This window comes from Streptomyces atratus, assembly GCF_014648655.1.
Lineage (GTDB): Bacteria > Actinomycetota > Actinomycetes > Streptomycetales > Streptomycetaceae > Streptomyces > Streptomyces atratus.
In genome coordinates this window covers 140,255-152,830 of the sequence record NZ_BMRN01000015.1, presented here as the reverse complement: position 1 = coordinate 152,830, position 12,576 = coordinate 140,255, and the positions used below count along the sequence as shown (strand labels likewise).

The 12,576-nt window shown below is 70.3% G+C and carries 12 protein-coding genes; 9 read left to right on the top strand and 3 right to left on the bottom strand.

Annotated features, from left to right (window positions below; all coding sequences use genetic code 11):
- The first annotated feature begins 259 nt into the window (after positions 1-259).
- The 3 genes from IEZ15_RS24115 (at position 260) to IEZ15_RS24105 (ending at position 1,295) form a co-directional block, all read left to right on the top strand.
- The gene (locus IEZ15_RS24115) at positions 260-535 is read left to right on the top strand and encodes a hypothetical protein (protein WP_229846076.1); all 276 of its coding nucleotides are present in this window, start codon (positions 260-262) and stop codon (positions 533-535) included.
- Between the two features lie 250 nt (positions 536-785).
- Positions 786-977, top strand: coding sequence for a DUF6381 family protein (locus tag IEZ15_RS24110; protein WP_114248061.1), 192 nt, complete (start codon positions 786-788; stop codon positions 975-977).
- A gap of 111 nt (positions 978-1,088) precedes the next feature.
- A complete protein-coding gene (locus IEZ15_RS24105; protein ID WP_373302608.1) occupies positions 1,089-1,295 on the top strand; it encodes a hypothetical protein in 207 nt (68 codons plus the stop codon).
- Positions 1,296-1,330: 35 nt separating this feature from the next.
- Here the strand turns inward: IEZ15_RS24105 and IEZ15_RS24100 are convergent, their stop codons facing one another.
- The gene (locus IEZ15_RS24100) at positions 1,331-2,254 is read right to left on the bottom strand and encodes an aminoglycoside phosphotransferase family protein (protein WP_189279315.1); all 924 of its coding nucleotides are present in this window, start codon (positions 2,252-2,254) and stop codon (positions 1,331-1,333) included.
- A 209-nt stretch (positions 2,255-2,463) separates the two neighbouring features.
- Here IEZ15_RS24100 and IEZ15_RS24095 point away from each other — a divergent pair, with 209 nt between their 5' ends.
- On the top strand, positions 2,464-2,973 hold the full coding sequence (locus IEZ15_RS24095; RefSeq protein WP_189279314.1) for a mycothiol transferase: 510 nt from the start codon (positions 2,464-2,466) through the stop codon (positions 2,971-2,973).
- A gap of 132 nt (positions 2,974-3,105) precedes the next feature.
- On the opposite strand, the gene IEZ15_RS24090 is transcribed toward IEZ15_RS24095, so the two are convergent.
- Together IEZ15_RS24090 and IEZ15_RS24085 are read right to left on the bottom strand one after the other, a co-directional pair.
- Complete coding sequence (locus IEZ15_RS24090) at positions 3,106-3,912, bottom strand: SAM-dependent methyltransferase (RefSeq protein WP_114248064.1); 807 nt, start codon at positions 3,910-3,912, stop codon at positions 3,106-3,108.
- A 623-nt stretch (positions 3,913-4,535) separates the two neighbouring features.
- Positions 4,536-5,102, bottom strand: coding sequence for a DUF4291 domain-containing protein (locus IEZ15_RS24085; RefSeq protein ID WP_189279313.1), 567 nt, complete (start codon positions 5,100-5,102; stop codon positions 4,536-4,538).
- A 212-nt stretch (positions 5,103-5,314) separates the two neighbouring features.
- Here IEZ15_RS24085 and IEZ15_RS24080 point away from each other — a divergent pair, with 212 nt between their 5' ends.
- The 5 genes from IEZ15_RS24080 to IEZ15_RS44960 are packed head-to-tail and all read left to right on the top strand — an operon-like array spanning position 5,315 to position 12,549.
- Positions 5,315-6,925: an ABC transporter substrate-binding protein gene (locus IEZ15_RS24080; protein WP_189279312.1), complete on the top strand. Its 1,611-nt coding sequence runs from the start codon at positions 5,315-5,317 to the stop codon at positions 6,923-6,925.
- Entirely contained in the window at positions 6,925-7,911 is a 987-nt protein-coding gene (locus IEZ15_RS24075) for an ABC transporter permease (protein WP_189279311.1), read from the top strand. The genes IEZ15_RS24080 and IEZ15_RS24075 overlap by 1 nt, the downstream gene beginning before the upstream one ends.
- A gap of 2 nt (positions 7,912-7,913) precedes the next feature.
- On the top strand, positions 7,914-9,827 hold the full coding sequence (locus tag IEZ15_RS24070; protein ID WP_189279310.1) for a dipeptide/oligopeptide/nickel ABC transporter permease/ATP-binding protein: 1,914 nt from the start codon (positions 7,914-7,916) through the stop codon (positions 9,825-9,827).
- A complete protein-coding gene (locus IEZ15_RS24065) occupies positions 9,824-10,612 on the top strand; it encodes an ABC transporter ATP-binding protein (protein ID WP_189279309.1) in 789 nt (262 codons plus the stop codon). Before IEZ15_RS24070 ends, IEZ15_RS24065 begins: the two co-directional genes overlap by 4 nt.
- Positions 10,609-12,549 (top strand): S9 family peptidase, encoded by a 1,941-nt coding sequence (locus IEZ15_RS44960; RefSeq protein ID WP_229846075.1) that lies wholly within the window; start codon positions 10,609-10,611, stop codon positions 12,547-12,549. Before IEZ15_RS24065 ends, IEZ15_RS44960 begins: the two co-directional genes overlap by 4 nt.
- Positions 12,550-12,576 lie beyond the last annotated feature (27 nt).

The window sequence follows — 12,576 nt, the reverse complement described above, 5'->3', positions numbered from 1 at the left end:
GCCGGGTCGACAGCAGGGAACCTATGCATTTCATGTATACGCAAAGTGCATAGTCGTCCGGTGGTCGGACCCGGGCGTTCGTGGGGGGTCGGACGTGGCTTGTTGCTTGCGGCGAACCGCCTTGCTGTGGATCAAGACGGCAGTGGCGTGTCCGAGGTTGCTCCGTGATCAACAGAAGTCGCCATTGCCTGTACCGGGAGGCAAGGGCAGGGCAGCCCCGGCCGCGGAGCGCAGTGCGGCCGGGACGTCGGACAGGAGTGTGACCGTCTCCATCACGTCGGCGCCGAGCGTGAGCCCGCTCAAGCCCTCGCGCATGGCCGGACTGGCGCTGACAGGGTTCTCCGGCGGCCTGCTCGGCCCGTACCTGCGGGTCCCCGGGGTGCGGGAGCCCGGCAGCCTGCGGCCCACCCGGAACGGCACCCCGCCGGCCGAGGCCCCCTGGATGCCGGCGATCGGACTCGGCTTCCCGGGCGCGGGTGCCCACTGGGCAGGCGCCGGCGCATCCCGCTGTCCCTGGCGCCGGTCCCGAGGCTGAGGGCCCGGCAGGGGCCCGGGTGGGCGGCTACGGATGAGCGAGAGCACGGTGAAGGCCCACGTCAGGCGCATACTGCCTACTCTGGAGGTGGGAAACCGCGTCCCGAGCGGCGTCGCCGCCCGGGACGCCGGGCCGGCGGATGACCCTCTGCCGCGTCCGGCACAACAGTGGGTAACTGCCTGGAGTGCGCTGCCCCGGAAAAGCCTGATCCGTGTGGGGCCCGCTCCGTCCGCAGATCCAAGGAGTGATCATGAGCGAATCAGAAGAATATCGCGGTCGGGTGAGGCAGATGCGCGCCAAGGCGAAGGATCTCCAGGACGCAGCCGAGCGCACCACCGACCCCAAGGAACGCCAACGCCTGAAGGAGAAGGCCCGCAGGATCGAAGCGGAGAGTGATCAGCTCAGCGGCATGGCGAGCGGGGACATCTATCCCATGGAGTAGTCGCCGCCGGGGCGCGGCCGAATGCCAGGGCTGTCTCACCCGACGCCATGGGCGCACAACCGTCGCGCAGCCCCTGAGCGCTACTGTTCAGGGGCTGCGCACGTCGACTCCGTGGCAGGCCGGCTCGTCTTTCATCTGGCCGCGCTGACGCTGCTGTCATGGCTCGGCACCTTCGGTGGTTCCGGCCACCTGCCGGCACCGTACGACTCCGTGGCGGTCGCGGCCGTGTCGCTCGGCGTCTTCGTGTGGGCGGTGCACTCGGGCGCCGACCACCTCAGAACGGCTCCGGCCGCAGCACCCGCGGTTCCGCCGCTCTGAAACCGCATCCGGCTTTCGGGGCAGCACTCCTGCGCCTATCGGCTCAACAGGGCAGTGGCGATGGCGACCTGGGCCGGCTCCAGTGCGGTGTTGCCGTCGTCGATGTCCCACAACGCGTTCTGCAGGACGCGGCCGAGTGTCCAGCCCGTCGCCCTCTGGCGGTCCAGGCCGAGTACCTCGGTCAGCAGGTCGAAGCGGCGGAGCACCGCGCGTGTCACGTCGCCGGTCGCCATGACCTCCGCCCACCGGTTGTCCATCGCGGGCAGCAGCTCGAAACCGGGGTCGCCGGCCAGGGGTTCGGGATCGATGGCCAGCCAGGGTTCCCGCTGTCCGGCGAGGATGTTGTCGTAGTGCAGGTCCCAGTGCAGCAGGCGGTCGCCGGGTTCGCCGGTCAGTTCGGCCACCGCCGCCGCGCAGGTGCGTACCAGCTGTCGCTCGACGGGGTCACGCAGCCTCGGCACGGCGCGTGCCACCTCATCGAGCATGGCCGCGGCGATGTCGGCCAGGTGCCGAAGACCCTGTGGCGCGGGCACCGCGACCAGGCGGGCCAGCAGCTCGGCGAGGATCTGCATGGCTGCGGTGTCGTCGGCCACCGACGACAGCGGCCGGGCCGCGTCCAGTCGTTCCAGCAGCGTGGTGCCGGTGTCCGGGTCGTGGTCGAGCAGGCGCACGACTCCGTTGCCGTTCCACGCCCGCAGGCCGGGCGCGGCCCCGATGTTGTCCTCGGTTACCTGCTGGAGCTTCAGCACCGCGGGTGTACCGTCCGCGCGGATCACGGGCAGTACGAGTGAGGCCATGCCATGTGCTGCGGAGCCGTCCGGCCGCAGTGTCCAACGGTCCAGGAACTCTGCGCCCAGTGCCGGCAGGGCGGTGATCCAGGCACGGCCGGACGCGCCGCTGTTTTGGCCGTACGACGCGGCGAACGCGTCGGGGACGTCGATGGGGTTCGACGGGGTCATGTTGGTTCTTCTCCCTCGTCGGAATCGGGTTCGCCCAGGCACGAAAGAGGCCACGGGGTCCCGGATTCCGGACATGCGTCACATCATGTCTCCACCCTACGCGGAATGCTGAATTGCCCCTGTGAGTCAGGGGCGGTGGCCGTCGGCCGAGTCGTGTACGGCGCGTGTCGGTGGCAGGGGACGAGCGCGAGAGCGGAGATGGTGAGGGCATGAACAGTGCTGACCTTTTGACGGACGCGTTCACCCGCGTCCAGGAGACGGTGCACTCGGTGGTCGAGGGCCTTTCACGCGCCGACCTCCACGCTCGCCTCGACGACGGAGCGAACACGATCGCGTGGCTCGTGTGGCACCTCACCCGGATCCAGGACGACCACATCTCGGATGCGGCAGATATCGAGCAGGTCTGGTTCACCCGGGACTGGGCCTCCCGCTTCGATCTGCCCTTCGCGAAGGACGCCACCGGGTACGGACACAGCACCGCAGACGTCGCGGCTGTGCAGGTGGGCTCGCCCGAACTGCTGCTCGGCTACTACGACGACGTCCATGAACAGACTCTCGGATTCATCAGTGGGCTCGACGGCAGGGCTCTGAACCGCGTCGTCGACGAGGCATGGTCGCCGCCGGTCACCCTCGGGGTCCGTCTGATCAGCGTCATCTCGGACGACCTTCAGCACGCCGGCCAGGCGGCCTTCGTACGGGGCGCGCTCGAGCGCCGGTAGAACTCGACGCGAGCGGGGGTCTGTTGTGCCGTCGGACGGCGTCGGCGCACTCCGGTCCCTGTTCCATGCCCTGGTCCTCCGGAGCCGGGGTCGCGGACCGCGTGGTCACGGCTCCCGGAGGACCCCGGTGTCTCAGACCTTGAGCCCGACGCCGCTCACCGCATGACCCTGCAGGGTGTCCGCCGGGCTCTGGTCGGGATCGGGGCGCCAGGCCGACGTCCGCACGACGCCCGGCTCCACCAGGTCCAGGCCGTGGAAGAAGTCGGCGATCCGTTCAGGGCTGCGCAGATGGTACGAGCTTGCCGAGTTCGCGTTGTAGGAGGCGACGGCCTGGTTCAGCGAGTCACTCGTGTCCGTGCCGTCGCTGAGGGCCAGATAGCTTCCTGAAGGGAGCGCGGCCACCAGCCGGTCGACCAGCGCCCACGGGTCGTCCTCATCCGGGAGCTGCCCCATGATCCCCAGCATGGTCAGCCCGACCGGCCGGCTGAAGTCCAGCGTCTTGGCGGCCTCGGCGAGAATCGCGTCGGCGTCCCTGACGTCGGCGTCGATGTATGCGCACGCGCCCTCGGGAGTGCTGGTGAGCAGGGCGCGGGCATGGGTCAGTACGAGCGGGTCGTTGTCGACGTACACGATCCGGGAATCCGGGGCCACCCGCTGGGCCACCTCGTGGGTGTTGTCGGCCGTCGGCAGGCCCGTGCCTATGTCGAGGAATTGACGGATGCCCGCCTCTGCGGTCAGGAAGCGCACGGCGCGGGCGAGGAAGGCCCGCTGGAGGCGGGCGATGGCGGCGAAGTCCGGGAACGCTTTGAGGATCATGTCGCCCATCTGGTGGTCGACGGAGTAGTTGTCCTTGCCGCCCAGGAGGTAGTTCCACACGCGTGCCGAATGCGGCCGGTCCGTCTGAAGCCTGTCGGCCGGCGACTGCGAAGATGTACTCATGGCCAGATCCTCACATATGCCACCCGCGCTTGCCTGACGTATTGATCACCGGCGACGATCCGGACGGGAATGCACCTCCTGCCGGAGGTGCATCCGGGGAATCGCAGCCACGGACTGTCGGTCAACAGGAACCCGCTGTGGTGCATTTGGCGGTCCCGGGCCCGTCGCGTTGCCTGTGCCCTTTGTTTTTCGCGCTGCCGCCGGAAGACACCGTTGCTGCCGCTGCGGTCGATGGAACGGACGGTCCATGGAGGCCCGTGAAGGCAGACGAAGTCGTGGCGGCATACTGCCGAGATGTACTCCGATGCCGATGCCGTCGCGCTCTACGACCTGCTCAACTCCTGAGGAGGGGCCTGCTCCTGGGGCGTCTCTTTCCCGGTGCGTCCGACAGCGTGGGTGCGGCAGGTGACTCTGAGGGTGCCCAGTGGCTGCTTGAACTCCTCATCGAGCCACCGCTGTAGAGGCAACCGCGCAGGCCCGGAGTACGTGAGCCGGTTTCGGTACCGTGCGTTTCGCTGTGCGGCGTGAATGATGAGATGCTGCTGCAACCGATGCTCTCAATCGTCACGGCGATTGAGAGCATCGACCGGGTGAGTGTGCCGATGCCGGTGCGGAGCCGGCGCTCACACCTCGATGAGCAGGTTCCTCGCGATGGCCGGAGGCACCGGGTAGATCCGCTCGGGCGGAAGCAGCCGCTGGGCCTGCGCGGTCCGGCCGCTCTGCTTGAGTGCCGCGATCCTGCGGGCCTGTGGAGTGACGTCGGTCAGGTCGACGACCCAGTCCTCCGCGAAGGTGCGGATCAGTCCGCGTCCGACCCCGACCTGGATGCTGTAGTGATTGAGCGCGGCTCCCCGCAGCGAGCGTTCGGGATCCCACTGGACGTGTACGGCGGCCCGGGCGATGGCCGCCGGGTCGGCCGTCGTCAGCACGGCCCGGGAGAGGGCCTCCTCCCATCCGGCACGGGTGATCCGTACCGCGAGGATGCGTTCCTGTCCCGACTTCTGCGCCCAGTTACTACGGTGCATGAGCCACAGGAAGGACGGTTTGATCCAGGTCATCCGGTTGAACGAGAACGGTGGCACAAACCGTTTCGCCCGCAGGGACGGATCAGCGACTGCCGGTGAGTACGCCTGGTAGACCACGATCGTCCGGGCATCGTAGTGGGCTCGTACCTGGTGCTGGGGGGCCATGCGCCACAGGCTGCCAGGGACCCGATTCCGGCGCGATCGGATTTCTCCCCGCCCGACCGGATTGTTCACGTCCTCGCATTCTCGCGTCCGTCTTCGTCGTGGCGCACCGTCGGCGAGGCGGTTTTTCGTGCTTCGCGACCACTCGGGGCCGGTGCGCGGCTGCCTAATGTTCCCTCACTCGGCGGCGGCGTGCCGCTCCCTCGGAGGTGACCATGGCCAGCACCGCAGGCACGGAGACGAGCAGCAGAACCACGCGCAGGACCCGGTCGGCGGCCGCGGTGGCCACGGTGCTCGGCCTGGTCGCCACCGCGGCCGCCTGCGGCGGCGGCTCGTCCGCCGACGGCGGTGAGGGGTCGGCGGTGGTGCTCGCCGTCGCCGCCGACCCGGGCACACTCAGCCCCACCACAGCGCTGGCCAGCACGGCAATTTCGATGAACTCCTTCGCGTACGACACGCTCGTGCATTTCGCAGCCGACGGTTCGCTGGTTCCAGGGGTGGCCGAGAAATGGTCCGCCACGTCCACGACCGCGCAGTTCACCATCCGCTCCGGGGTGACCTGCGAGGACGGATCGCCGCTCACCGCGGACGACGTGGCCGCCGAGTACAACCACATCGCCGATCCGAAGAACCAGTCTCCGATGCTCGGGCTGTCCGTCCCCGTCACCGCTGACGCGAAGGCCGACAGGGCGAGCCGGACCGTCACCGTCACCACGTCGAAACCGGCGCCGTTCATCGTGCAGATGGCCCGGCTGCTGCCGCTGCTCTGCAAGAAGAGCCTGGCGGCGCCCGATGCGCTGGCCAAGGCCACCGACGCGAGCGGGCCGTACCGGTTGACCGAAGCGGTCCCGGGCGACCACTACACATATGTCAAGCGGGACGGATACGCCTGGGGGCCCCGCGGATCCACCGGCGCGGGCCTCCCCGGCAAGCTCGTGTTCAAGGTGGTCGCCAACGAGTCGACCGCAGCCAATCTCCTGATGGCCGGGCAGATCAACGGTGCCTTGATCGGCGGTGCCGATCAGGAACGGCTGGACGCGGCCGGGGTGAAGAACGAGAGCATCGAGGCGCTGTTCGGGCAGTTCCTGTTCAACCAGGCCGCCGGCCGTCCGGGCGCCGACCCGGCGGTACGCAAGGCTCTGGTCTCCGTACTGGATCTGAAGCAGCTCGGAAACGTGGCCACCGGCGGCAAGGGCAAACCCGCCACCGCGATCGGCGAGACCGCCCCCACCCCCTGTACCGGCGACACGGTGACCGGGAACCTCCCCGGCCATGACCCCGCGCAGGCCGCGGCCGCGCTCACCGCCGCCGGCTGGGCGAAGACCGGCGATACCTGGACCAAGGACGGCAAGCCCCTCACCGTCGGGCTCGGTTATCCGACCAATCAGGGCGCACAGGTCGCCTCGGCGGTCGAACTGGCCGTCCAGCAGTGGACGTCCTTCGGCGTGAAGGCATCGGCGAAGCCCACGGGTTCCTCCAGCATCCTCAGTACCCTCAGCGGCGGCGACTGGGACGTCGCCTGGGCACCCATCGGAGTCACGCTCCCGGACCAGCTGACCCAGTTCTACGACGGACCGCCACCGCCCGAGGGCAACAACTTCGGTTCCATCACCAACGCCGACTACCACCGCCTCGCCGCGCAGGCCTCGGCCAGAACCGGCGCCTCGGGCTGTGCACTGTGGGAAGCGGCCGATGCCGCCCTGGTCAAGGACGTCGACATCGTGCCCATCGTCAGCAGGCCGCTCCGGTACTACGGAAAGGGCATCACCTTCAAGGTGGACGGCGCCGGCATCATCCCCAGCACTCTGCGGCGGAGCGCCGGCTGATGGCGACGCTCACCCTGAACTCCCCGGGTACGACGGCTCGCAGCCCCTGGGCCGGATTCGCCCTGCGCCGCACCTGGCGCCTGGTGGTGTCACTGGCCGCGCTGGTCACAGCCGCCTTCGCGATGATCCATCTGATTCCCGGCGACCCCGTGCGGACGGCCCTCGGCACCACCGCCGACCCGGCGCTGATCGCCGCCCGCAGACACTCGCTCGGCCTGGACCAGCCGCTGCTGAAGCAGTACGGCGACTTCGTGGGCCATCTCCTCCACGGCCGGCTCGGTGACTCGATCGGCGCACAGATGCCCGTCTCCGAGATCATCTCCAGCAGGCTCCCGGCGACCCTGCAGATCGCCGTCCCCGCGTTCGTACTGATCCTGTTGCTTGCCATCCCGGTCGGGATGACCGCCGCCGTACTGACCAAGGACGGCCGCAGACGGCGCGGCGAGCTCGCCTTCACCGGCGTCACCGGCTTCCTGGGCGCGGTGCCCGAATTCCTGCTGGCGGTGGGCCTGATCGCGGCGTTCGCAGTGGCCTGGCCGGTCTTCCCGGTGGCCTCGCGAGGCGGCATGGACTCCTACGTACTGCCGGTGCTGGCACTCACCGTCGTCCCGGCGGCCACGCTGTCGCGCATCGTCAGGGTGGAGACCCTGCGGGTGCTCGGCGAGGACTACATGCGTACGGCGCGGGCGAAGCGGCTCCCGGCCCGGCTGCGCTATCTGCGGCACGCGCTGCCCAATCTGCTGACCTCCTCGCTCACCCTGGGCGGCCTGCTGTTCAGTTCGCTGCTCGCCGGCACCGTACTGGTCGAGAACGTCTTCGCCTGGCCCGGCCTCGGCACCACGATCGTCCAGGCGATCACCGAGAAGGACTATCCGCTGGTTCAGGGCGTCGTGCTGGTCTACGGGGCGGCCGCACTGCTGATCACCTTCGCCGTCGACGTGGCCGTGGCCGTCGCCGACCCCCAGTCCACCGTCCGCGGGAGTTGACGATGCCTCATCAGGACCAAGACACCTCGCTACGGCACCGGCTGGGGCGCACGCTCAGGACGCCGATCGGTGTCACCGCTCTCACCGCCTGCCTGCTGGTGGTGCTGGTCGCCGTGTTCGGGCCCGTCCTGCTCGGTGATCAGGCCGCGCGGATCGACACGGACGCGATCAACCGGGGGAGCAGTGCCGCCCATCTCCTGGGCACCGACCAGCTCGGCCGCGACATCGCCGCCCGCGTGGTGGTGGCGACCCGGCTGACCCTGCGACTCACCCTGCTGGCAGCCGTGATCGGGGTCGGCGGCGGGCTGCTGCTCGGTGTGGCGCCGGCGGTCGTGGGCCGACGCCTCGGCCGGCTGATCACCGCCACCGTGGGCGTACTGGTCGCCTTTCCCGGGCTGCTGTTCCTGCTCTTCCTCGCCACGATCTTCGGGGTGGGCAGCACCGGCGCGGTGTTCGCCGTGGGGCTGGCCATGGTCCCGCCCATGGCACGGCTGGTGCAGAACCTGACGGCGTCGATCGCGGGCTCGGACTACGTCGCTGCGGCACGGATCCTCGGCGTGGGCCGGTTCAAGCTGGTGGTACGTCATCTGCTCCCCAACATCGCCGAGCCGTCGGTGCTGTTCGCCACCCAGGCGGCAGGGGGCATCCTGGTCGCCTTCTCCGGCCTCTCGTTCCTTGGACTGGGTGTACAGCCGCCGGAGTACGACTGGGGGCGGCTGCTCAACGAACAGTTGAACCGGATCTATGTGAACCCGGTGGCGGCACTCGCGCCCGGCGCGGCCGTGGTCCTCACGGGACTGATGTTCGGGCTGGTCGGTGAAGTACTCGCACAGGCCGGCGGCCGACGTGCGCCGCAGGCCCGGGAGGCGACGCCGCAGCAGGTGAAGCCGCAGGATGAAACAGCCCCTGACGGTGATGGCGGGGCATTGGTCCGGGCTCGGGATCTGCGGGTGACGTTCCCGGGAGGGCGCCGGGCCGTACGCGGGATCTCGTTGAGCATCGGCGTGGGCGAGGCCGTCGGCCTGGTCGGCGAATCGGGTTCCGGCAAGAGCCTGACCGCGCTGGCACTGGCGGACCTCGTCCCGCATCCAGGACGGGTCTGCGCCGGCACCCTCCGCTTCGACGGGCACGATCTGCGGGCGGACCCGCGCCTGGGCACCGAACTGGCCATGGTCTTCCAGGACCCGATGGCCTCGCTCAATCCGGCCCTGCGCGTGGGCCGCCAGCTCGCCGAGGTGGCCGAGGTGCACCTCGGCGCGACCCGCGCACAGGCCACGGCACGCGCCGTGGACCGGCTCGGCGCAGTCCGTATCCCCTTGCCGGAGCGGCGCGCCCGGCAGCGGCCGCACGAGTACTCCGGCGGGATGCGACAGCGGGCCGTCATCGCGATGGGCCTGATGGGGGAGCCGAAACTGATCGTCGCCGATGAGCCGACCACGGCGCTCGACGTGGCCGTCCAGCAACAGGTGCTCGACCTGCTTGCCGAGGTACGCGCGGACTCCGGCGCCGCGCTGCTCCTGATCTCGCACGACCTCGCCGTCGTCGCCCAGGTCTGCGAACGGGTCCTGGTGATGTACGGCGGCCTGATCGTCGAGGACCTCCCGGTTGCCCAGCTGGTCGGCGGCGCGGCCCACCCGTACACCCGGGCACTGGTGGGGGCGGTCCCGACGATGGCCACGGATCCCGGCACCGAGCTGGCGACCATCCCCGGCCGCCCGCCGGAACCGGGGGAGGCCGGCGCGGGATGCCCCTTCGCACCGCGCTGCGAACGCGCCCGTAAACGCTGCCACGACGACGCCCCCGAGCTGGCCGGCTTCGGGCCGGGCCAACGGGTCGCCTGCTGGTACCCCGTGGACGCGGAAACGGCCGTCGCCCCCGCCCAGGCCGCATCGCACGGAGCGGAGGCCACGTCATGAGCTCACTCGAACTGCGCGGGATCACCGTGCGCTACGGCCGCTTCACCGCGGTGGACAACGTCGACCTGCTGGTGCCTGAGGGCACGGTCACCGGACTGGTGGGCGGGTCGGGGTCGGGCAAATCGACCCTCGGGAAGGCCGTCGTCGGGCTGGCCCCGATGCAGTCGGGGCGCGTACTGGTCGCCGGGAGCGATGCCGGGCGCCGACGCGGGCGCAGCCCGGTGCAGCTGGTGTTCCAGAATCCGTACGCCTCGCTCGACCCGCGCATGACCATCGGCGCATCGGTCGCCGAAGCGCTGCCCCGCGAAGCAGCCTCGTGCGAAACACCCGCCCGCAAGGCACCAGCACGCGAACGCCGGTCCGCATGCGACGCGGAAGTGGCCCGCTACCTGGAGCTCGTCGGCATTGACCCCGCACGGGCGGTACTCGCCCCGGACGCGCTCTCGGGCGGCCAGCGTCAACGGGTGGCCCTGGCAAGGGCCCTGGCAGCCAGGCCCGCCGTGTTGATCGCGGACGAGATCACCTCGGCCCTGGACGTGTCCGTACAGGGCGCGGTGCTCAATCTGCTCCGCCGGCTCCAGCGCGAACTGGGCTTCGCGATGCTCTTCATCTCCCACAACCTCGCGGTCGTCCGCTACTTGTCCGACCAGGTCGCCGTGATGGACGACGGGCACCTCGTCGAGTGCGGCCCCACCGAACGGGTGCTGGAGCGACCGGAGCACCCGACGACCCGGAACCTGATCTCCTGCGTACCCACCCTTGCCCTCGCCGAGGAGGCGTCATGACCCGACCACTGACGATCGACGACTTGTACCGGTTCGAGATCCCCGGCGATCCCGCACTGTCCCCCGACGGCGAACGCGTCGCCTACACACTGACCACCCAGGACGCCGAGAACGACCTCGTGGTGCGCTCCATCTGGGAGGTACGTTGCGCAGGTGGCCCGGCCCGGCGGCTCACCCGCGGACCCGCGGACACTGCGCCGCGCTGGTCCCCGGACGGGACGCAACTGGCGTTCCTGCGCGAGGGACAGCTCCATCTGCTGCCCGTCGACGGAGGGGAGGCCGTAGCACTCACCACGCCCGCCCGGTGCCCGGCGGGGGCGGGCACACCGGTCTGGAGCCCGGACGGATCACGGATCGCGTTCTCGGCCCCCGCGACCCGGCGCGACGACAGCGCACCCGTGGTCATCGACGCCCTCGGCTGGAAGGCGGACGGCGTGGGCCTGATCGGGTCGGTCCGGACGCAACTGTTCGTGGTCGGGACGGAATCGGGCGAGGTCAGGCAGCTCACCGAGGCCGACCGGCACGTCGGCTCGCCCACCTGGTCGCCCGACGGAACACAGCTCGCCTACCCGGCGCAGAGCGGCCCCGACGCGGCTGTCCTCGGGACCTCGGCCGCCCATGTCGTAGGGGTCGGGGAAGGCGCGCCCGAGCCCCGCCGGGTCGGCCCGGCCGACGGTCTCGCCGGCCCGGTGAGCTGGTTCCCCGACGGGGCCGCGCTGCTCGTCGTCGGCCGGAACACGTTCGGCGTCGGCCACCTGGAGCTGCTGCGCCAGCCCCTGGACGGATCGGAGCCGGTGTCCATCAGCGCAGCTCTGGACCGCAACGTCATGGGCGGCGGCCCGGGCTACCCGGGCGCGCTGCCTCAGTTCCACGGTGACGACATCGTGTTCTGCGCCCGCGACCGGGGCGCCACACGCCTGTACCGGGTGGACGCGGCCGGGATCAGCGCGTCCCCGCTGCCCGTCGGCACCGGGGTCAGCGGCTGCTCGGTCGCGACGAAGACCGGGCGAGCGGCGGTGGTGGTCTCCGACGCATCGAGCTTCGCCGAGATCGCTCTGCTCGACCTGGACGCCTGGACGTCCGGGAAACCGGGCGAGCCCTCGGCCGGGCGACAGCCCGCGCGGCTCACCGACCACATGGCCCGGTCACTGCCCGAGATCGCCCTCCACCCGGTCACCGAACGCGAGTTCACCATCTCGGACGGGACGGTGGTGCACGGCATGATCACCCGCGCCGCTCAGACACCCCCGGGCGGGCCGCTGCTGGTCGACGTGCACGGCGGCCCGCACAACGCCTGGGCGCCGCACTCCGACCCGGTCCACCTCTACCACCAGGAGCTGGCCTCGCAGGGCTGGACGATCCTGACGCTGAACGTCCGCGGCAGCGACGGCTACGGCGAGGCGTTCTACACGGCCGCCGTGGGTGCCTGGGGCGAGACCGACGAACAGGACGTCCTGCAACCGGTCGCCACCCTCGTCGCCGAGGGGCTCGTCGATCCGGAACGGATCGCGCTCACCGGCTACAGCTACGGCGGCTATCTGACCTGCTGGCTCTCCGCCCGCAGCGACCTCTTCGCCGCCGTCGTACCGGGCGGCATCCTGGTCGATCTGAAGAGCATGGCGGGCACCTCGGAAGAAGGACATCTGATCGCCGCCCACGAGATCGGCGACCCGGAACGGCTGACAGCGCTCTCGCCGATCAGCCATGCCGACGCGGTGCGCGCGCCCACCCTGATCCTGCACGGCGGTACGGACGACACCTGCCCGGTCGGCCAGGCCGAGCAGTGGTTCCACGCCCTGCGCAGCCGGGAAGTGCCGGTCCGGCTGGTCGTGTACCCCGGCGGCTCGCACCTGTTCCTCCTGGACGGCCGGCCCTCGCACCGGGAGGACTACTCCCGCCGACTGATCGAATGGGTCACGACCCACACCGACCGCTGAACCCGCTGAACACCCTGGAATCCCTGA